The sequence below is a fragment of the Propionivibrio dicarboxylicus genome (genome assembly GCF_900099695.1).
In the GTDB taxonomy this organism is placed as follows: domain Bacteria; phylum Pseudomonadota; class Gammaproteobacteria; order Burkholderiales; family Rhodocyclaceae; genus Propionivibrio; species Propionivibrio dicarboxylicus.
The window spans coordinates 151,281-170,992 of record NZ_FNCY01000005.1 but is presented as its reverse complement, the minus strand read 5'-3'; the positions used below and the strand labels follow the sequence as shown (position 1 = coordinate 170,992).

General features: G+C 64.4%; 24 protein-coding genes. 20 read left to right on the top strand and 4 right to left on the bottom strand.

All coding sequences use genetic code 11. The features are described from left to right. Positions 1-113: 113 nt before the first annotated feature. From rplI to rpsF, 4 genes are read right to left on the bottom strand one after another with little or no spacing between them, the layout of a single operon-like run. Positions 114-563, bottom strand: a complete 450-nt coding sequence (gene rplI, locus BLR25_RS08220) for a 50S ribosomal protein L9 (RefSeq protein ID WP_091936417.1) — start codon at positions 561-563, stop codon at positions 114-116. A 14-nt stretch (positions 564-577) separates the two neighbouring features. Beyond that, positions 578-853 (bottom strand): 30S ribosomal protein S18, encoded by a 276-nt coding sequence (gene rpsR, locus BLR25_RS08215; protein WP_091936415.1) that lies wholly within the window; start codon positions 851-853, stop codon positions 578-580. Next, a complete protein-coding gene (gene priB, locus BLR25_RS08210; RefSeq protein WP_091936412.1) occupies positions 825-1,154 on the bottom strand; it encodes a primosomal replication protein N in 330 nt (109 codons plus the stop codon). The genes rpsR and priB overlap by 29 nt, the downstream gene beginning before the upstream one ends. 14 nt (positions 1,155-1,168) lie before the next feature. After that, entirely contained in the window at positions 1,169-1,555 is a 387-nt protein-coding gene (gene rpsF / locus BLR25_RS08205) for a 30S ribosomal protein S6 (protein WP_091936410.1), read from the bottom strand. 222 nt (positions 1,556-1,777) lie between these two features. Here rpsF and BLR25_RS08200 point away from each other — a divergent pair, with 222 nt between their 5' ends. From BLR25_RS08200 to BLR25_RS08105, 20 genes are all read left to right on the top strand, one after another. Then, positions 1,778-3,595 (top strand): diguanylate cyclase domain-containing protein, encoded by a 1,818-nt coding sequence (locus BLR25_RS08200; protein WP_091936407.1) that lies wholly within the window; start codon positions 1,778-1,780, stop codon positions 3,593-3,595. Positions 3,596-3,733: 138 nt separating this feature from the next. Next, a complete protein-coding gene (locus tag BLR25_RS08195; RefSeq protein WP_425438685.1) occupies positions 3,734-4,204 on the top strand; it encodes a C40 family peptidase in 471 nt (156 codons plus the stop codon). A gap of 115 nt (positions 4,205-4,319) precedes the next feature. Then, on the top strand, positions 4,320-5,027 hold the full coding sequence (gene aat, locus BLR25_RS08190) for a leucyl/phenylalanyl-tRNA--protein transferase (protein WP_091936576.1): 708 nt from the start codon (positions 4,320-4,322) through the stop codon (positions 5,025-5,027). A gap of 30 nt (positions 5,028-5,057) precedes the next feature. Next, on the top strand, positions 5,058-5,813 hold the full coding sequence (locus BLR25_RS08185) for an arginyltransferase (protein ID WP_091936403.1): 756 nt from the start codon (positions 5,058-5,060) through the stop codon (positions 5,811-5,813). A gap of 135 nt (positions 5,814-5,948) precedes the next feature. Continuing rightward, entirely contained in the window at positions 5,949-6,533 is a 585-nt protein-coding gene (rsxA, locus tag BLR25_RS08180; RefSeq protein ID WP_091936401.1) for an electron transport complex subunit RsxA, read from the top strand. Next, positions 6,533-7,075: an electron transport complex subunit RsxB gene (gene rsxB / locus BLR25_RS08175; RefSeq protein WP_091936399.1), complete on the top strand. Its 543-nt coding sequence runs from the start codon at positions 6,533-6,535 to the stop codon at positions 7,073-7,075. Before rsxA ends, rsxB begins: the two co-directional genes overlap by 1 nt. Continuing rightward, positions 7,075-8,790, top strand: a complete 1,716-nt coding sequence (gene rsxC / locus BLR25_RS08170; RefSeq protein ID WP_218122670.1) for an electron transport complex subunit RsxC — start codon at positions 7,075-7,077, stop codon at positions 8,788-8,790. The genes rsxB and rsxC overlap by 1 nt, the downstream gene beginning before the upstream one ends. A gap of 55 nt (positions 8,791-8,845) precedes the next feature. Next, on the top strand, positions 8,846-9,859 hold the full coding sequence (locus tag BLR25_RS08165) for an RnfABCDGE type electron transport complex subunit D (RefSeq protein ID WP_091936395.1): 1,014 nt from the start codon (positions 8,846-8,848) through the stop codon (positions 9,857-9,859). After that, positions 9,856-10,506 (top strand): electron transport complex subunit RsxG, encoded by a 651-nt coding sequence (rsxG, locus tag BLR25_RS08160; protein ID WP_091936393.1) that lies wholly within the window; start codon positions 9,856-9,858, stop codon positions 10,504-10,506. The genes BLR25_RS08165 and rsxG overlap by 4 nt, the downstream gene beginning before the upstream one ends. Further along, positions 10,503-11,192 (top strand): electron transport complex subunit E, encoded by a 690-nt coding sequence (locus BLR25_RS08155; RefSeq protein WP_091936391.1) that lies wholly within the window; start codon positions 10,503-10,505, stop codon positions 11,190-11,192. The genes rsxG and BLR25_RS08155 overlap by 4 nt, the downstream gene beginning before the upstream one ends. A gap of 5 nt (positions 11,193-11,197) precedes the next feature. Next, positions 11,198-11,875, top strand: a complete 678-nt coding sequence (gene nth, locus BLR25_RS08150) for an endonuclease III (protein ID WP_091936389.1) — start codon at positions 11,198-11,200, stop codon at positions 11,873-11,875. After that, positions 11,872-12,489: an HD domain-containing protein gene (locus BLR25_RS08145; protein ID WP_091936387.1), complete on the top strand. Its 618-nt coding sequence runs from the start codon at positions 11,872-11,874 to the stop codon at positions 12,487-12,489. Before nth ends, BLR25_RS08145 begins: the two co-directional genes overlap by 4 nt. Positions 12,490-12,747: 258 nt before the next feature. Then, positions 12,748-13,980, top strand: coding sequence for an MFS transporter (locus BLR25_RS08140; protein WP_091936385.1), 1,233 nt, complete (start codon positions 12,748-12,750; stop codon positions 13,978-13,980). Positions 13,981-14,165: 185 nt separating this feature from the next. Further along, a complete protein-coding gene (locus BLR25_RS08135) occupies positions 14,166-15,422 on the top strand; it encodes an allantoate amidohydrolase (RefSeq protein ID WP_091936383.1) in 1,257 nt (418 codons plus the stop codon). 10 nt (positions 15,423-15,432) lie between these two features. Then, positions 15,433-16,380 (top strand): helix-turn-helix domain-containing protein, encoded by a 948-nt coding sequence (locus BLR25_RS08130; RefSeq protein ID WP_091936381.1) that lies wholly within the window; start codon positions 15,433-15,435, stop codon positions 16,378-16,380. Further along, positions 16,377-17,096 (top strand): orotate phosphoribosyltransferase, encoded by a 720-nt coding sequence (locus BLR25_RS08125; protein WP_218122669.1) that lies wholly within the window; start codon positions 16,377-16,379, stop codon positions 17,094-17,096. Before BLR25_RS08130 ends, BLR25_RS08125 begins: the two co-directional genes overlap by 4 nt. Next, positions 17,093-17,419: a hypothetical protein gene (locus tag BLR25_RS08120; RefSeq protein WP_091936379.1), complete on the top strand. Its 327-nt coding sequence runs from the start codon at positions 17,093-17,095 to the stop codon at positions 17,417-17,419. The genes BLR25_RS08125 and BLR25_RS08120 overlap by 4 nt, the downstream gene beginning before the upstream one ends. Before the next feature lie 102 nt (positions 17,420-17,521). Then, a complete protein-coding gene (locus tag BLR25_RS08115) occupies positions 17,522-18,346 on the top strand; it encodes a dihydroorotate dehydrogenase electron transfer subunit (RefSeq protein ID WP_091936377.1) in 825 nt (274 codons plus the stop codon). Next, positions 18,343-19,266: a dihydroorotate dehydrogenase gene (locus BLR25_RS08110; protein ID WP_091936375.1), complete on the top strand. Its 924-nt coding sequence runs from the start codon at positions 18,343-18,345 to the stop codon at positions 19,264-19,266. Before BLR25_RS08115 ends, BLR25_RS08110 begins: the two co-directional genes overlap by 4 nt. Before the next feature lie 5 nt (positions 19,267-19,271). After that, positions 19,272-19,697, top strand: coding sequence for a DUF1841 family protein (locus BLR25_RS08105; RefSeq protein WP_091936373.1), 426 nt, complete (start codon positions 19,272-19,274; stop codon positions 19,695-19,697). Positions 19,698-19,712: the final 15 nt, after the last annotated feature.

The window sequence follows — 19,712 nt, the reverse complement described above, 5'->3', positions numbered from 1 at the left end:
ATCAGATTTTTTTGGCAACAAGAGCGCGAGTTTACTCTTGCCGGGCCGTGTCGACAAAAAAAAGCCTTGCCCAAAGGCAAGGCTCTTTCGGTCAGGCCCGGAAAGGCCGACGATTACTGCTCGCCGACGACGTGGACCTTGATGTTGGCAAGCACGTCAGTGTGCAGCGCGACTTCGAGAACAGTCTCGCCGACTGCCTTGAGCGGACCCATCGGCATACGGATCGACGACTTCTCGACCTCGAAACCGACCGTCTTCAGCGCTTCGGCGACGTCGTAGTTGGTCACCGAGCCGAACAGACGGCCATCGACACCGGCCTTGCGGGCAACGGTCACATCGACGCCTTCGAGCTTGGCGGCAAATTCCTGCGCTGCCACCAGCTTGTCGGCAGCAGCCTTCTCGAGATCGGCGCGGCGCGCTTCGAACTCGGCCTTGGCCGCCGGCGTCGCACGCTTGGCCTTGCCTTGCGGGATCAGGAAGTTACGGGCGTAGCCGTCCTTGACCTTGACGAGGTCGCCGAGGTTGCCGAGATTGACGACCTTTTCCATCAGAATAATTTGCATCGTCGTCTCCTCGCTTATTGGTGGTTATCGGTGTACGGCAGCAGCGCCAGGAAGCGTGCGCGCTTGATCGCGACCGACAGCATGCGCTGATAACCCGCCTTGGTACCGGTCAGACGAGCCGGCATGATCTTGGCGTTTTCGGCGATGTATTCCTTGAACAGATCGACATCCTTGTAGTCGATGTATTCCATCTTTTCCGCCGAGAAGCGGCAGAACTTGCGACGCTTGAACATACCGCCGCCGCGCTTTTTGACGTTCTTGTCATCCTTCTTCTTGAAGAATCTGGCCATTTTGGTTTCCTTCAACAAATTCAATATTCGTTACATGCAATCTCAGCTGCCGGCTCTTCTGGCTTTTCGCCGCCAGGAAGCCCTTCACGCGAATTTCTGCTCCGGGTGCTGCCGCCTGCAACCAGTTGGCGGCGTCTCCCAGGCCAACAGCCTGGATGTCACACTCGACCCTGCGCGGGACTGCTGCTTCCGTTTGCTCCGACACATGGTGAATGACGCATTCGGTCACTGGCACACCGGCCGGGGTATAACGGACAGACTGGCGCTCGATCAGGGTTCCGGTCAGTTCGACGCGATTCAGCTGAGTCTCGACAATCAGACCGCTGCCTGCTCGGTCGTCGCCTCAGCCGCGCCTTCTTGGGTCGGCAGCATCGACTTCGACTTCTCTTCCTTCATCATCGGCGAAGGCGTCGTGATGGCGCGCTTCATCTTGATGGTCAGGTGGCGCAGAATGGCGTCGTTGAACTTGAAGCCGTGCTCGAGCTCGGCCAGGGTCTCACCGTCGCACTCGATGTTCATCAGCACATAGTGTGCCTTGTGCAGCTTCTGGATCGGGTAGGCCAGTTGACGGCGGCCCCAGTCTTCCAGGCGGTGAATCTGACCGTTGCGCGAGGTCACCAGCGCCTTGTAGCGCTCGACCATCGCCGGCACTTGTTCACTCTGGTCCGGATGAACAATAAAAACAATCTCGTAATGACGCATGAACACTCCTCATGGTTGAAGCCCCCCGCCATGCAACGGTGGAGCAAGGTGGAAAAGGCGCGGATTATACGCCAAAAACGACACAAAAATCAATGAACTTCCGAGCACTTTGCAATGTCTTGTCAACGGAAGTGAAAAAAACGCGGGCCCGGGCGCCATTGCCAGGTCCGTCCAAGGCTGCAGCCCGGAAAAGCAACGTCGCATCGTTACCCGCGCACAACCATGAGACCGTCCCGCCCCGCTCGCCACGCCACCGCAAAACCAACGCCGGCCGCCGGCTGGGCTCGTGCGCTGCGACGTCTCTGTTTTGCCGCCCTCGTCATCGCCTCGGCCGCCCTCGCCGCCGACGCACCGTCCGCTTCGCCGACGACGCCAAACGAGATCACCGTCGTCCTCGACGACAACTATCCGCCTTACATTTTCCGCGACCGCCAGGGCACGCTCCAGGGCTACCTCGTCGACAGCTGGATGCTGTGGTCGAAGAAGACCGGAACGCCCGTCCAGCTGCTCGCCTCCGACTGGAACCTCGCCCAGCAGCGCATGCAGCGGCATCAGGCCGACGTCATCGACACCATGTTCGAGAACGACGAACGCCTGAAAACTCATGACTTCGGCCCGCCGTACGCCGACGTCCCCGTCTCGATCTACAGTCACCGCGGCATCGGCGGCATCGCCAGTATCGAGACGCTGCGCGGTCTCCTCGTCGGCGTCAAGGACGGCGACGCCTGCGTCAATACGCTCAACGCGCAAGGGATCAATTCACTGCAGGCCTATCCGAGCTACGAAGCGCTCGTACAATCGGCCATCCGCGGTGAGATCCGCGTTTTCTGTCTCGACGAACCGCCAGCCAACTACCTGCTCTACCGCGAAAATGCCGAGCAGGACTTCCGGCGCGCTTTCCGCCTGTACAGTGGCGAATTCCACCGCGCCTACCACAAGGGTGACAGCGCAATGCGCACCCGGATCGAAGCCGGCTTCGCCGCATTCTCGCCACAGGAGAAACAGGCGCTCGCGGAAAAGTGGATGGGCCAGCCGCTGCAAGCGTCCGACCTGCCACCGGCAGTGCTCTATGCGCTCGACGGCCTCGCCGGCGCCGGCATCCTGCTGATCGTCTGGGTCGTCTCGCTCCGGCGCGCCGTCCGGCAGCGCACCGAAGAACTCATCGCGACACTCGAAGCCATCCCCGATCCGATGTTTGAATGCGACCCCCGCGGCTATTGTCACCAAAGCTTCGCCGCCACGCCCACCGGCCATACCGCCGTCTCACCGATAAACAGACTCGACGGCCGCAAGGTCGACGCCGTCCTGCCACCGGATGCCGCGACTATCTGGCTCAATGCCCTCAAGGAAGCGGAGCGCCGAGGACGCGCCGGCGGCTTCGAAATCGAACTCGATGCCCCCGGTGAAAAGCGCTGGATCGAACTCTCGGTCGCGAGGAAAGGCCATCGCACCGGCAGCGACGCCCGCTTCGTCGTCATTGCGCGCGACATCACCGCCCGTCGCGAGGCCGAGGCGGCAATCCGGCAACTGGCCCACCACGACCCGCTGACCGGCCTGCCCAATCGTACGGTACTCGACGACCGCCTGCGCGCCGCGATCAGCCGCGCCCGACGCCAGCGCGGCCAATTCGCCGTGCTGTTCCTCGACATCGACCGCTTCAAGCGCGTCAACGACACGCTCGGCCACAGCGCCGGCGACCAGTTGCTGATCGAGTTCGCGCAACGACTGCGCGCCATTCTGCGCGAGGAGGACACGCTCTCCCGGCTCGGCGGCGACGAATTCATTCTGGTGCTGCCCGACACCGACGCAGCCGGTGCCGCCAGCGTCGCCGAGAAGATCATCGCGTCCATCTCGACGCCGTTCATGATCGACGCGCAGGAACTCGCGTGCACCACCTCCATCGGCATCGCCCTCTACCCCGATGACGGAGAATCCCTGGAGACGCTCTCGATGCATGCCGACACGGCGATGTACCGCGCCAAGAGCGCCGGACGCAATCGGCCCACTTTTTTTGGCGACCCACCCATCGAAAACAAATGACCTTTCAGTCAATAACTTACCGGAAATTACGGCAGACCGGCGCATAGCCACGTCACGACAAGGGCTTTACAGACGGGCCAAATTCCCTTACATTCCGGCCCCATGTATTTTCGCCATACCCTCACCACGCTTCTTTGCGTGCTTGCCCTCTGTCTCGGTTCGACCGGTTCCGCCGTCGCCACCGAGCAGCAGTCCACACGCGAAGAACCCTCGATTTTCGAGCGCTACGCGACCAGCGCCCAGGACCTGATCCTCAAGGGACTGGAGCTTGTCGGCATCAACTATCGCCGCGGCGGCACCAATCCGGATATCGGACTCGACTGCAGCGGCTATGTCCAGGTCGTCTTCAAGGAAGCGATCGGCAAGCTCCTGCCGCGCACGGCCAAGGAACAAAGCCAGGTCGGCGACGCCATCGACCGGAACGAACTCAAGCCCGGCGACCTCGTCTTCTTCAACACGATGCGCCGCGCCTTCTCGCACGTCGGCATCTACCTCGGCGACAACCGTTTCGTGCATGCACCGCGCACCGGCGCCGAAATCCGCGTCGAAGACATGAGCCAGAGCTACTGGGTCAAGCGTTACAACGGCGCGCGCCGTATCCTGGAATAGCACACGTACGTTCCACCCAAAAGGACGCTGCGGCGTCCTTTTTTGTTTGGCGGCAACCCTCTATACTCGCGGTCAACCCTCACGACCGGCGCCGCCGGACGACCGCGACCGCCCCATGATTCCATGGCTTGACACCCACGACGATTTTCCACCGCTCGAACGCGCCCTGCAGGCACCGAACGGGCTCCTGTGCGCGGGCGCCGACCTGTCGCCGCAACGCCTGCTGCTCGCCTACCGGCGCGGCATCTTCCCCTGGTTCTCGCCGGGCGAACCGATCCTCTGGTGGTCGCCCGATCCACGCATGACGCTAGACCCGTCGGCATTGAACATCTCGCGCTCGTTACGCCGGCGCTTGCGCCAGGGTGGCTACGAGGTCCGTCTCGACCACGACTTCGCCAATGTCATCCTCGCCTGCGCCAGCGTTCCGCGCGCCGGCCAGAACGGCACCTGGATCACGCCGGAAATGCAGGCGGCCTACCGGCGCCTGCACGCGCTCGGCTACGCCCATTCGGTCGAAACCCGGATCGACGGCGAACTCGTCGGCGGTCTCTACGGCATCGCCATCGGCCGGATGTTCTACGGCGAATCGATGTTCTCGCTCGTCACCGACGCCTCGAAAATCGCTCTCGCCCACCTCGCCCGCCATCTCGCCGCCGAAGGCTTCGGCCTGATCGACTGCCAGATGAGTACGGCGCACCTCGCCTCGCTCGGCGCCCGCGAAATGCCGCGCCGCGAATTCATCGCCCGGGTGAACGCCCTGACCGCCGAAGCTGTCCAACCCGGGCACTGGTCCGATGCCGACACCCGCGCTCCCTGGAATTAGGGTGTATTCTCAATTAACCGCCTAGACACCATGTCGCACCCTGACGATTCCGAGCTTCCCTTCTCGCTGCTGCAGTTCTACCAGACCGCCGGCTATCCCTGCAGCTATCTGCCCGACCGTCCAGCGCGTTCGCTCGTCGCGGCGCCGCCGTACCTGATCGACACGCCGATCTACAGCCACCTCGTTCGCCGCGGGTTCCGCCGCAGCGGCCTGTTCACCTACCGTCCCGACTGCGATGCCTGCCAGGCCTGCGTTCCGGTGCGCATCCCGGTCGCTGAATTCGTTGCCAACCGGAGTCAGCTGCGTTGCCGCAAGCGCAATGCCCACCTCTGCGCGAGCGAACAACCGCTGATCGAGAACGAGGCCCATTTCGCCCTCTACCAGCACTACCAATCGACGCGCCATCCCGGCGGCGGCATGGACGTCGGCGACCACGAGCAATACGCCGACTTCCTACTGCGCAGCCATGTCGAGACGCGCCTGATCGAGTTCCGCGAACCCGACGCGGCGGCAACGCTGCGCATGGTCAGTCTGATCGACGTGCTCGACGACGGCCTGTCGTCGGTATATACCTTCTTCGATCCGGACCTGCCGGGCGCCGGCTTCGGCAGTTATGGCATCCTCTGGCAAATCGACCAGTGCCTGGCCAACGATCTTCCCTACCTGTACCTCGGCTACTGGATCGCCGATTGCCGCAAGATGGCGTACAAGGCCGACTACCGCCCGATCGAGGGCCTGATCAACGGACGCTGGCGACGACTGGAGATCGGCACACCGCCGGATTGAACATCGGCCCCGGCCCAAACCCTCGCCGGTGGCATGGTTGAAGGCCTTCGCCGGGAATGGGATAATCGTCAGGTTTTACAGCCGCCTTTGCGCCCCTGACCGTTCCGGGCACCGCCTTTCGCCCCCCCTTAAAACATGACCCACTATTTATTTCTCATCGTCGGCGCCGTGCTCGTCAATAACGTCGTGCTGGTGAGAATCCTCGGCCTGTGCCCATTCATGGGCGTTTCCAAAAAGCTTGAAACCGCGCTGGGCATGGGCGCCGCGACAACTTTCGTGCTGACGCTGGCGACTGGCGCCAGCTACGTGATCGATCATTTCCTGCTCATCCCCTTCGAGCTCGACTACCTGCGCACGATCTCCTTCATCGTCACCATCGCCGCCATCGTGCAACTGACCGAAATGGTCATCCAGAAAACCAGCCCGGTGCTGCATCAGGTGCTCGGCATCTACCTGCCTCTGATCACCACCAACTGCGCAGTACTTGGCGTCCCACTGCTCAACGTCGCCAACAAACATAATTTTGTTGAATCCCTGCTCTTCGGCGCCGGCAGCGCGGTCGGCTTCTCGCTGGTCCTTGTGCTCTTCGCCGGCATCCGCGAACGCATTGATGGCGCCGACGTGCCGCCCCCGTTCCGTGGTGTCGCCATCGCCCTCGTCACCGCAGGATTGATGTCACTGGCCTTCATGGGATTCGCCGGACTGGACAAGTACCAATAATGCTGACCGCAATCCTCATCATGGCGCTCGGCGCCGTTGTACTTGGCGCCGCACTGGGCTTTGCCTCAATCAAGTTCAAGACCGAAGGCAACCCGCTCGTCGAAAAGATCGAGGCCATCCTGCCGCAAACGCAGTGCGGCCAGTGCGGCTTTGCCGGATGTAAGCCCTACGCCGAAGCGATCGCTGCCGGCGAGGCCGACATCAACCGCTGCCCGCCGGGCGGACAGGAAGGCGTTGCCAAGCTCGCCGACCTGCTCGGCCGGGAAATCACGCCGCTCGACGCCGAGGAAAAGCCCAAGCAATTGGCGATCATCGACGAGCACACCTGCATCGGCTGCACCCTCTGCATCCAGGCCTGCCCGGTCGACGCCATCGTCGGCGCGGCCAAACAGATGCATACCGTCGTCAGCGCGCTCTGTACCGGCTGCGAACTCTGCGTCAAACCCTGCCCGGTCGAGTGCATCCGCATGGAAGTCATCGGCGAAAGCCTGGAAACCTGGAAGTGGCGTTACCCCATCTTCGAAATCAAGCGAGCGAGTTGATGTTGCAACTGTTCAAATTCAAGGGCGGCGTCAAGCCCGAAACGCACAAGGCACCGTCGCTCCAGGCCCCGATCGCCAAAGCGCCGTTGCCCGAACAGCTGATCGTGCCGCTGCATCAGAGCATCGGCGGTGTGCCGCAACCGCTCGTCGAAGTGGGCCAACACGTTCTCAAGGGACAACGCATCGGCGCTGCCGACCAGTGGGTCTCGGCCGCGGTGCACGCGCCCACCTCGGGCACCGTCATCGCCGTCGAACCCCGGCTCGCCGCGCATCCGTCGGGACTCACGACCGCTTCGGTTGTCATCGCCCCGGACGGCCGCGAAGAGTGGATCGACCGGCAGCCGGTCGACTACCACACGCTGGCCCCGGAACGTCTGCGTGAACACCTGCGCGATGCCGGTGTCGTCGGCCTCGGCGGCGCCGTCTTCCCGAGCCACGCCAAACTGTCGGCGGCCAAATCGGTGCCGATGGAAGAACTCGTCATCAACGGCGCCGAATGCGAGCCGTTCATGACCTGCGACGATCTGCTGATGCGCGAACGCGCCGAGGAAATCGTGCGCGGCATCACCGTTTTCCGCGACCTGCTCGAACCGCGCAAGGTCCTGATCGGCATCGAGGACAACAAGCCCGAAGCGCTCCAGTCGATGCGCGAGGCGGTCGCCCGTCTCGGAGTCGACTTCACGGTCACCGCCGTACCGACGCGCTATCCGGCCGGTGGCGCCAAGCAACTGATCCGCGTCCTGACTGGCAAGGAAGTCCCGGCCAGCCGCCGCTCCCCTGAAATGGGCGTGCAGTGCTTCAACGTCGCCACCGCCTACACCGCCTGGCGGGCGCTGGCCTTCGGCGAACCGGTCATTTCCCGCATCGTCACGCTGACCGGCAACGTTGAGACGCCGCGCAATTGGGAAACGCTGCTCGGCACACCGCTCGGCGAATTCATCCGGCTGGGCGCCCCCAAACCCGATACCGACCGCTACCTGATGGGCGGCCCGATGATGGGTTTCGAAATGCCCGGTCTCGAGGCGCCGCTCGTCAAGGCCAGCAACTGCATCATCGCCGGCTCGCCGGCGCTGTTCCCGCCGCCGGCGCCGGAAATGCCCTGTATCCGCTGCGGCGCCTGTGCGGAGGCGTGCCCGCACGAATTGCAGCCTTTCGAACTGTACTGGTTCTCGCGCGCCAGGAACTTCGGCAAGACGCAAGAATACAATCTCTTCGACTGCATCGAATGTGGCTGCTGCAGCTATGTCTGCCCCTCACACATTCCGCTGGTCCAGTATTTCCGCTTCGCCAAGAGCGAGATCTGGGCGCGCGAACGCGACAAGAACCAGGCCGACGCCGCCAAGTCACGCTTTGAATTCCGCAATGAGCGCGACGAACGCGAAAAGGCGGAAAAAGCCGAACGGCTGGCGCGCGCTGCCGCAGCGAAAGCCACGGAAAAGCCCGCTGCCGAAAAACCGGCGGCCACCGTACCGGCAGAGGAAACGCCGCCGGCAAACGCGCCGGTCGACGCCGACGCCGCCAAGAAGGCCGCGATTGCCGCCGCCATGGAACGCGCACGCCTGCAACGCGAGGCGGCCCAAGTCAAGAACACCGACAACCTGAGTACCGAGCAACGCGAGGAAATCGCCCGGATCGACGCGCGGCGCGCGCGCGCCCCGGCGCACCAGGCGGTGGAACAGACCGACGTCGCGCCGCCCCCGGCGCAGGAGCAATGATCCGTGAGCTTCCCGACCCCACGCCCGTACGCTTCGAAACGAGAAGGCTGAACCGATGACGTTCACGACCCCACCCTACCTCACGCAAGACGTCAGCGTCCGGCGCATCATGCTGCACGTGCTCGCCGCCCTGGTGCCGGCGATTGCTGTCTACGTCGCGCTGATCGGACCGGCCGTGCTGGTGCAACTCGGCATCGCGACGCTGGTTGCCCTGCTCGGCGAAGCGGCGATGCTCAAGCTGCGCGACAAGCCGCTCGCCCTCTTCCTCGGCGACGGCAGCGCCGTCGTCACCGCCTGGCTGGTGGCGCTGGCCTTCCCGCCGCTGGCGCCCTGGTGGCTCATCACGGTCGGCACGCTGTTTGCCATCGTCATCGCCAAGCATCTCTACGGCGGCCTCGGCCAGAATCCGTTCAACCCGGCGATGATCGCTTTCGCCGTCTGCATCGTCGCCTATCCGTCGCTGATGTCGCAGTGGCCACCGGTCGACGCGGGCAACGGCATCGGCGAGCAACTCGCGCTCATCTTCGGCCAGGCGCCGCGCCTCGACGCGATGAGCGGCGCGACGCCGCTCGATGCCCTCAAGACAGCGCTCAAGGGCGCCGACAGCGGCCTGACCGTCGCGTCAGTGCTCGATAATCGCGCCGTCTTTGGCCATGTCGGCGGCAAAGGCTGGGAATGGGTATCGCTCGCCTACCTCGTCGGCGGTCTCTGGATGTGGCAACGCAAGATCATCGGCGGCCAGGTCTCAGCCGCTTTCCTCGCCGGCATGGCGCTGATCGCGACGGCACTCTGGCTGCTGCATCCGGATCAGTTCGCCAATCCGCTCTTCCATCTCGTCTCGGGCGGCACGATGCTCGGCGCCTTCTTCATCGTCACCGATCCCGTCTCCGGCTGCACGACGCCGCGCGGCAAGCTGATTTTCGGTTTTGCGGCCGGACTGCTCGCCTACATCATCCGCGTCTTCGGCGGCTATCCGGATGGCGTCGCCTTCGCGGTGCTGCTGCTCAACATCTGCGCGCCGCTGATCGACCACTCGACCCAGCCCGCCATTTTTGGCATGAAGAAATGACGACCCCGCACAAGCCGATCACCGCCCCGAAAATGGCCATCCGCACGGCCGTCATCCTGCTCGTCTTCGTCACGCTCTTTACTGGCCTGCTGTCGGCCGCTTATCTGTGGACGCGTCCGGCGCTGGCTGCCGCCGCCAGGGAAGAACAGATGCGCCTGATCGACGAAGTGCTGCCGCGCTCACGCTATGACAACGCCCTGCTTGAGGACAGCATCGTCCTCGACAATGGCCTGACCGCCTACCGCGCCCGCAAGGACGGCAAGGCCGTCGCGCTGGTGGTCGAAGCCGTCGCCCCGGACGGATATGCCGGAAAGATCCGCCTGTTGCTCGCCGTCGCCCCCGGCGGCACGCTCTTCGGCGTTCGCGTCACCGAGCACAAAGAGACACCTGGCCTCGGCGACTATATCGAACCGAAGAAGGACAAGAACAAGACACACCCCTGGATCACCCAGTTCGATGGCACCAACCCGGCCGAGATCGACGCGCAGGAATGGCGCGTCAAGAAGGATGGCGGACGCTTCGACTCGATGGCCGGCGCCACCGTGACACCGCGCGCGGTGATCAAGGCCGTGCGCAAGGCCGTGCTTGAAGTCGTCGCACACCGCGACGACCTGTTTGCCGCAGCAAGGAAGGAAGGACAGCCATGATTACCCGCGAAGAATTCCGCAAGATCGCGTTCAACGGCATCTGGAAACAAAACACCAGTCTCGTCCAGATCCTCGGCTTGTGCCCCTTGCTGGCCGTCACTACCAACCTCGTCAACGGTGCCATGCTCTCGCTCGCGACGATCATCGTCATGGCGCTCTCGGGGTTTGCCATCGCCAGCCTGCGCAACCTCATCCCCCATGAAATCCGCATCCCGGTCTTCATCCTGATTGTCGCCGCGCTGGTCACAGTCATCGATCTGCTCTTCAACGCCAAGCTGCACGAGCTCTACCTGATTCTTGGCATCTTCATTCCGCTGATCGTCACCAACTGCATCGTGCTCGCCCGCGTCGAAGCCTACGCCGCCAAGAACCCGCCGCTCCAGTCGATCGCCGACGGCGTCTTCATGGGCGTCGGCATGTTGTGGACGCTATCGCTGCTTGGCGGCCTGCGCGAACTCATCGGCAACGGCACGCTCTTCTCGGGTATCGACCTCGTCGTGCCGGGACTCTCGCCACTGCAACTGCTGCCTGCCGACTATCCGGGCTTCCTGCTCGCCATGCTGCCGCCCGGCGCCTTCATCCTGCTCGGCTGCCTCGTCGCCTCGAAAAACTGGCTCGAAGCGCGCCAGGCGAACCGGCAGCGCCACACCCCACCCGCCGCAGTGTCCGCGGGTGGCTGTCACTGAATGAAATGAACGCCACCCGTCGCGCCGAAATCTTCCGGCGTCTGCGCGCCGCCAATCCGGCGCCGACGACCGAACTCGAGTACGCGACGCCGTTCCAGCTGCTGATCGCCGTCATCCTCTCGGCGCAGGCCACCGACAAGAGCGTCAACCTTGCGACGCGCAAGCTCTTCGCCGACGCCCCCGGCCCGGCCGACATCCTGGCGCTCGGCGAAGCCGGGCTCTCGGCCTACATCAACCGCATCGGCCTCTTCAACACCAAGGCGAAGAACGTCATCGCCACCTGTCGTCAGCTGATCGAACAGCACGGCAGCGAGGTGCCGCGCGACCGCGAGGCGCTCGAAGCGCTGCCCGGCGTCGGCCGCAAGACCGCCAACGTCGTGCTCAACACTGCCTTCGGCGAAGCAACGATCGCTGTCGATACGCACATTTTCCGCGTCGCCAACCGCACCAAGCTCGCCCCGGGAAAGACGCCGCTGGCCGTCGAACTCAAGCTGCTCAAGGCCGTTCCCGACGAATTCAAGCGCGACGCCCACCACTGGTTGATCCTGCACGGTCGTTACGTCTGCAAGGCGCGCAAGCCGGAATGCTGGCGCTGCGACCTGACCGACCTGTGCGAATACCCGGACAAGAACGTCGGCGAATCGTCCGATGCCCCTTCCTCACCACTCCCGCCCCTGCCATGACCCAGCTCCCGACGCCCGAAAGCAGCCCGCTCGACCGCCAGTTCGCCTTCATCCTCGAGATCGACCGCCTGAAATCGGTCTTACGCCAGAACTCGCTGGTCGACGCCAGCCGACGCGAGAACAGCGCCGAACACAGCTGGCACGTGGCATTGATGGCGACGATCCTCGCCGAACACGCCGGTAGCGCCATCGATGTCGGCCGCGTCGTCGAGATGCTGCTGATCCACGACCTCGTCGAGATCGACGCCGGCGACACCTTCGCCTACGACGTGCGCGGCGCCGAAACGCAGGCGCAACGCGAGGAAGAAGCGGCCCAACGCATTTTCGGCCTGCTCCCCGACACCCAGGCCGCACACCTGCGCGCCCGCTGGGACGAGTTCGCCGCCAACGAAACGCCGGAAGCACGCTTCGCGCTGGCGATCGACCGGTTGATGCCGATGGTCCATAACGTCATGACCCAGGGCAGCGCCTGGCGCACCAATCACGTCGTCGCCGGCCAGGTGCGCCGCCGCGCCGAATCGATCACGCGCGGCGCGCCGGCGCTGGGCGCGCTCGCCAACCGCCTGATCGACGCCGCCGTCCAGGCCGGCCATCTGCCGGAATCGCTCGCCTAGATTTCCCCTTAGCCCCGCCCCACCGCGGTGCAGCGGCCCTGAAGTGGTGCGCCGCCGACCCCCGGACGGCATCCGGCGCCACTCGCGTCCATCCGAATCGCATTACCCGGCATCTTTCGCTCATCCAGATGCCATAGGACACTTGCGTCTATAAAATTAGACTGGTATCTTTTTTTGTACACGCCGCGCTTTCCATTGGCACGTAACCTGCATCACCCGACCGGCACTATTTCATTACCTCTTTGGGAGACACACGACATGGAAACGAATTCCAATCCTCCGCCCGCCGACGGCAAGGTCAGCAGTTACGGCTGGAAAGCGCTGGCCGGATCGACGGTCGGGTACGCGATGGACGGCTTTGACCTGCTGATTCTCGGCTTCATGCTCTCGGCGATATCGGCCGATCTGCACCTGACGGCAGCGCAGGCCGGGTCGCTGGTGACCTGGACGCTGATCGGCGCCGTTGCCGGCGGCATCATCTTCGGCGCGCTCAGCGACGTCTATGGACGTATCCGCGTGCTGACCTGGACGATCGTCATGTTCGCCCTCTTCACCGGTCTCTGCGCCTTCGCCAACGGCTACTGGGACCTGCTCGTCTATCGCACCATCGCCGGTATCGGCCTTGGCGGCGAATTCGGCATCGGCATGGCGCTGGCCGCCGAAGCATGGCCGGCCCACGCCCGTGCCCGTGCCACCTCGTACGTCGGCCTTGGCTGGCAGGTCGGCGTGCTTGGCGCCGCGCTGATCACTCCGGCGCTGTTGCCAACCATCGGCTGGCGCGGCATGTTCCTCGTCGGCGTCATCCCGGCCTTGATCGCCTGGGTCATCCGGAGCCGTCTGCATGAGCCGGAACTCTTCGTCAAGAGCACCGCCAAGCGCCGTACCTTCGTCGAGTCCTTCAAGCTGCTGATCAAGGACAAGGCCACCACCAAGATCAGTGCCGGCATCGTCGTACTCTGCTCGGTGCAGAACTTCGGTTACTACGGCATCATGATCTGGATGCCGAATTTCCTGTCCAAGCAACTCGGCTTCAACCTCACCCGCTCGTCGATGTGGACCGCCGTCACCATCCTCGGCATGATGGCCGGGATCTGGGCTTTCGGCCAGCTTGCCGACCGCATCGGCCGCAAGCCGAGCTTCCTGCTCTTCCAGGCCGGCGCCGTTGTCATGGTGCTGTTCTATTCGAGCCTGAACGACCCGAACACGATGCTCTGGGCCGGCGCCCTGCTCGGCATGTTCGTCAACGGCATGCTCGGCGGCTACGGTGCGCTGATGGCCGAGGCCTACCCGACCGAAGCCCGCGCCACGGCGCAGAATACGCTGTTCAACATCGGCCGCGGTGTCGGCGGTTTCGGCCCGGTTGTTGTCGGCATGCTGGTCCAGTCGTACTCGTTCCCGATCGCCATCGGCACACTGGCGGCGATCTACATCATCGACATGATCGCGACGATCTTCCTCGTTCCCGAACTCAAGGGCAGCGAACTCAAGTAAGCCAACTTTCAACGCGCCGAACCCGACGGCGGCAGGCCTCGCGCCTGCCCCGCGGGGCCGGTGTTTCCTGAAATCAACGTCATGAACGCCCAACCGACTCATTTACCAACGCATTTGCCAACACCGGCCGCCGGCGGACGGCGACATCACTGACCGCAGCGCGGAGAAATTCCCGGGGACTCTTCATGGATACCAAGACACTACGCCCGATCGCGGAAAAGCTCTTCGACGACATCCGCGCCCTCAGTTTCGACGGCGTCGGCGTCTCGCGCGACAGCTACGGCACCAAGGAAACGGCAACGGCCGACTTCCTGCGCGCTTTTGCCACCGATGCCGGATTCAAGGTCAGCGCCGACCGCGCCGGCAACCTCGTCATCGGTTTTGCCGACACGCCGGCCGATGCGCCAACGATCTGGTGCGGCTCGCACATCGACTCGGTGCCGCAGGGCGGCAATTTCGATGGCCTCGCCGGCGTCGTCGCCGGCCTGCTCTGCCTGCTCGAACAGCAGCGTAGCGGCGTCCGCTCACCGATCCCGCTGCAGGTCCTCGGTTTCCGCGGCGAAGAAAGCGCCTGGTTCGGCAAAGCCTATGTCGGCTCCGGCGCGCTGCTCGGCCAACTCGAAGCCGAAGACCTGGCGCTGCGCCACCGCGACAGCGGCGAAACGCTCGGCCAGTGCATGGAACGCATCGGCGCCGACATGGAGGCTATCGCCGCCCAGCGCCTGCTCTTCGATCCGAAGAAGGTTCGCGCCTTTCTCGAATTGCATATCGAGCAAGGCCCGGTCATGGAAGCGCGCAAGCTGCCGGTCGCCGTCGTCTCGGGCATCCGCGGCAATATCCGCCACAACCACGTGCAGTGTTTCGGCGCCTCCGGCCACTCGGGCGCGATCCCGCGCTGGCTGCGACGCGACGCCATGTTCGCCGTCGCCGACCTGATCATGCGCGTCGACGAACACTGGAGCGAACTGCTCGAACGCGGCACCGACCTCGTCGTCACCACCGGCATGCTGTCGACCAATGCCGCCGAGCATGCCGCCTCGCGCATCCCCGGCCACGTCAAGTTCAGCTTCGAAGTGCGCAGCAAGAGCATCGACACGCTCGAAGCCTTCTACCAGCTGATGCGCGCCGAATGCACGGCGATCAGCCGCGAGCGCCAGGTGCGCTTCGAATTCGACCGCCGCATCCTGTCGAGCCCGGCGACGATGGACCCCAGCCTGTGCACGCTGCTGTCCAAGGTCTGCACCGAACTCGGCACGCCCTTCGAAGTTCTGCCGAGCGGCGCCGGTCACGACGCCTCGATGTTCGCCAACGCCGGCATCCCGAGCGGCATGGTCTTCGTGCGCAACCAGAACGGCTCGCACAATCCCGAGGAAGCGATGGACATCGGCGACTTCATGGCCGGCGTCCAGGTACTGCATCAGGGCATCCAGGAGATCCGCTGAGCATACGCCGATGACGCCGACCGCCGCCCAACACCCCGCGCCCTCGTCGATCGACTACGAGGAACTCGGTCGCCGCCTGCGTGCGCACCGCATCGGCACATCGATGCTCGCCGAGGAAGTCGCGGCGCAGCTCGGCATCTCGCGCGCCGCGCTCTACCGCATGGAACAGGGCAAGATCGTCAAGATCGAGACGCTGGAGCGACTCGCCGAAGTACTCGGCACCTCGATGCCCTCGCTGCTCGGCGTCGAAGTCGAGTATTACCCGACCGCGCTCGGCTTCCTCGAACGCGTGCGCCAGATCGAGGAAAATGCCGAACGGATCGTCGCGCATTTCGAGCCGATCTCCCTCCTGCTCGCCTCCGACGCCTATCTCGACTATCTTCGCACGATGCTGATGGAATCGAGCCCGGCGACGGAAGCCGGGCGCGATCCGCATCGCGAGGAGGTCAATGGCATTATCAATCTCCTGCGCGAGCGCAAGACCACGTTCTCGTCGCGCCACCCGAACATCGTCAGCCTGATCGGCCTGCGCGAACTCGAGCGCTTCCTCGAGACCGGCCTCGTCGGCACGCTCTCGCTCGACGAAGCCGTCCGTCAGCAGCGCATCCTCGCTGCCCGCAAGGAAATCGAGCGCATCGCGACGTTGATGGAAAACGCCCCGATGAATACGCAGATCGCGCTCGTCGAGGAAGCCATGCCGGCGACCTCATTCCAGCTTCTGACCACGCCGCAGCGCACGATGCTCGCCGTCAGCCCTTTCCGCCTCGGCGAAATGCCAAGCATCCGCAACGGCATCGCGACGATCACCGCGGCGCCCGAAGCCGTCCGGCTCTACGAAGCGATGGCCAACCGTCTCTGGCAGGAAGCGCTGAAAGGCAAGACGGGCGCGGCGCAACTGCGTAAACTGTTGAAACGAACCCGAGACCCGATTTCACCCACCCCCGGAGGTATGCCGTGACATCCGCCCTTCCGCCCCGAGACGCCGAAGACGCCCGCATCGCGCGCGAAGTATCGCTCGCCCTGCTGTCCACCGGCTGCATCGAAGTTCATACCGACGAACCGTTCCGACTGCCGTCGGGCTGGGCAAGCCCGGTCTATATCGAATGCCGCCGCCTGATTTCATTTCCGGAAATCCGCCGCACGCTGGTCGGCTACGCCCTCAACCTGCTGCGCAAACGTCATGGCCTCGACGGCGTCTCCGCGGTCGCCGGCGCCGAGGCCAGCGGCATCGCACTGGCGGCCTGGATCGCCGACGCGCTCGAACTGCCGATGCAATACGTGCGCAAGCAGCGCAAGGGCCTCGGCCCGGGACGCCAGGTCGTCGGCGTCGTCCGGCCGGGCGAATCGGTCGTCCTCGTCGATGACCTGATGTCGGGCGGACGCTCGATCGTCAACTGCTGCCTGGCGATCGCCGAAGCCGAATTGCTGGTCAAGGACGTTTTCGTTATATTCGATTACGGTACGTTCCCGACCAGGAACGTACTCGACACGATGGGCGTCACCGTCCACTCGTTGGCGACGTGGCAGGACATCCTCGTCGCCGCGCGCGAAAGCGCGAGCTTCCAGACGCGCGAACTGGCCGAACTGGAAACCTTCCTGGCCGATCCGATCCAGTGGTCGCACGTCCACGGAGGCAAGTCATCCGCCAAAACCGAAACGAAAGGACTCCTATGAACTTCCAAGACACTGCAGCCCAATTCGAACGCTCCGGCGGCGGCACCGACGATTTCAAGCGCCTCTACAAGGACGCCTTCGAACTCATGAAAAGCGACGCCGCCAACGCCGCGCTCTATTTCGTCATCGGCGTCGCCGCCCATGCCTACGTCATTCGCTACGAAGACCAGGCGGTGACGACCGAATTTGCCGAAGGCGCCAAGGCGACGATGGTCGGTTTCTGCCAGAAAATCTGCGCGGCGCTCGCCGCCGACCCGACGACGCGGCTGACGCTGCTCGGCGAAGTGGCAAGCGACTACCAGTTCCGCGTTCCAAGTTTCTAAGCCACCCCGACGTCATTTCCGCAAGACGCGCCAACACCGCGCCGCCCGGACCCGCTCCGGTCGCGCGCCGGGGCCGCGCAACGCCTCATCTGGAGAAGTTTCATGGAATTCAATTCGACAATCCTGTCCAACGTCGAGATGTCGCCGAATTACTGGCGCATTCGTCTGACCGCGCCAGCGGCCTTCGCCGCAGCCACGCCGGGACAGTTCGTCATGGTCCGCGTCGGCGGCAGCATCGACCCGCTGCTGCGCCGCCCCTTCGCCGTCTATGACGTCGGCAGCACAACCAAGGCCGACGGCACGACGACGGTCCATTTCGAGATGCTCTACAAGGTCGTCGGCAAAGGCACGACGCTGCTCTCGCGCCTGCACGGCGGCGACAGCGTCGACATCCTCGGTCCGCTCGGTCAGGGCTTCGTTTTCGGCGATGACGATGAGGAAAAACTGCTCGTCGGCGGCGGCATCGGCCTTGCACCGCTCTACCTGCTGGCGCGCGAACTCGTCAAGCGCAACTCGCCGGTGCGCCTGTTCGCCGGCGGTCGCAGCCGCAACGACCTGCTCTGCCTCGACGAGTTCGAACGACTCGGCGTCGACTGCCACACGGCGACCGAAGACGGCTCGCACGGCGCCACCGGCTTCGTCACCGTCGCCCTGAACCAGCACCTCGATGCACTCGCCGGCAAGAAGGCGACGCTCTACGCCTGCGGCCCCGACCCGATGCTGCGCGCCGTCGCCAAGATCGCCGCCGACCGTGCGCTGCCTTGCCAGGTCTCGCTCGAAGCAGCGATGGCCTGCGGCGTCGGCGCCTGCCTCGGTTGCGTCACGCCGGGCAAGAACCACTCGGCGCACACCCCGGACTACCGCTGCGTCTGCGCCGAGGGACCGGTATTCGAATCCAGCGAACTGAAGTGGGGAGCCTCTGCATGAGCGAGAAGACCGTCAACATGAATGTCCGCGTCGCCGGCCTCGACCTGCGCAACCCGGTCATGACCGCCTCCGGCACCTTCGGCTACGGCGAAGAGTTCTCCGAATACGTCGACCTCACCCGGCTCGGCGCCTACATCACCAAGGGCCTCTGCCTGCATCCGCGCACCGGCAACCCGACACCGCGCATCGTCGAGACCCCTGGCGGCATGCTCAACGCCATCGGCCTTCAGAACGTCGGCATAGACGCCTTCATCGAGAAGAAGCTGCCCTTCATCCGCTCGGTCGACACGCCGTGCATCGTCAACTTCTTCGGCGAGACACCCGAGGAATACGCCGAAATGGCGGCACGCCTCGACGCCCTGCCGGAAGTCGCCGCACTGGAAATGAACATATCCTGCCCCAACGTACGCCAGGGCGGCATCATCTTCGGCACCGACCCCGACTGCGCCGGCAGCATCGTCAAGGCCTGCCGCGCGGCGACGAAGAAGCCGCTCTTCGTCAAGCTCTCGCCCAATGTCACTGACATCGTCGCGATGGCAAAGGCCTGCGAGGACGCCGGCGCCGACGCGCTGTCGTTGATCAACACGCTGATCGGCATGGCCATCGATCTCAACAAGCGCAAGCCGATCCTCGCCAACGTCACCGGCGGCCTCTCCGGCCCGGCAGTGAAACCGGTCGCGCTGCGCATGGTCTGGCTCGTCGCCAAGTCGGTCAAGGTGCCGGTGATCGGCATCGGCGGCATCATGAACGCCACCGACGCGCTCGAATTCCTGCTTGCCGGCGCCTCGGCCATTCAGGTTGGCACGGCCAGCTTCATCAATCCGGGCGCGGCGCAAAAAATTGTCGAGGACATGGAAGCCTGGATGCTGGCGCAGGGCGAGACCGACATCCGCAACCTGATCGGCGCGCTGAAGGTCTGACGCACATGTTCAATCCGACGCGCGAACAGGTTCGCCAGTTCTTCTGCGGAGCGTGGCGCAAGCACGTCGAGCGACTGCCGCTCGACGGCGCCGAGGTCACGGCGGCGGACCTGATCGCCGAGCATCCGGAATACCACGCGCTGCTCTTGCGTCCGGAAGAGGCGCAGGAAAAGGAATTCACGCCCGACGGCGGGCAGACCAATCCTTTCCTGCACCTCTCGCTGCACCTCGCCATCGCCGAGCAGATCAGCATCGACCAACCCCCCGGCATCCTCGCCGCCTACCAGGCGTTGCGCCAGCGCCTCGATGTGCACGATGCCGAACACGCGATCATGGAATGCCTGGGCGAAGCGCTCTGGCGCGCCCAGCGCAGCGGCGGCACGCTGGACGGCATGCAGTATCTTGAGTGCGTGAGGCGCGCGGCGGGCTGAGGATTCCCATACCGC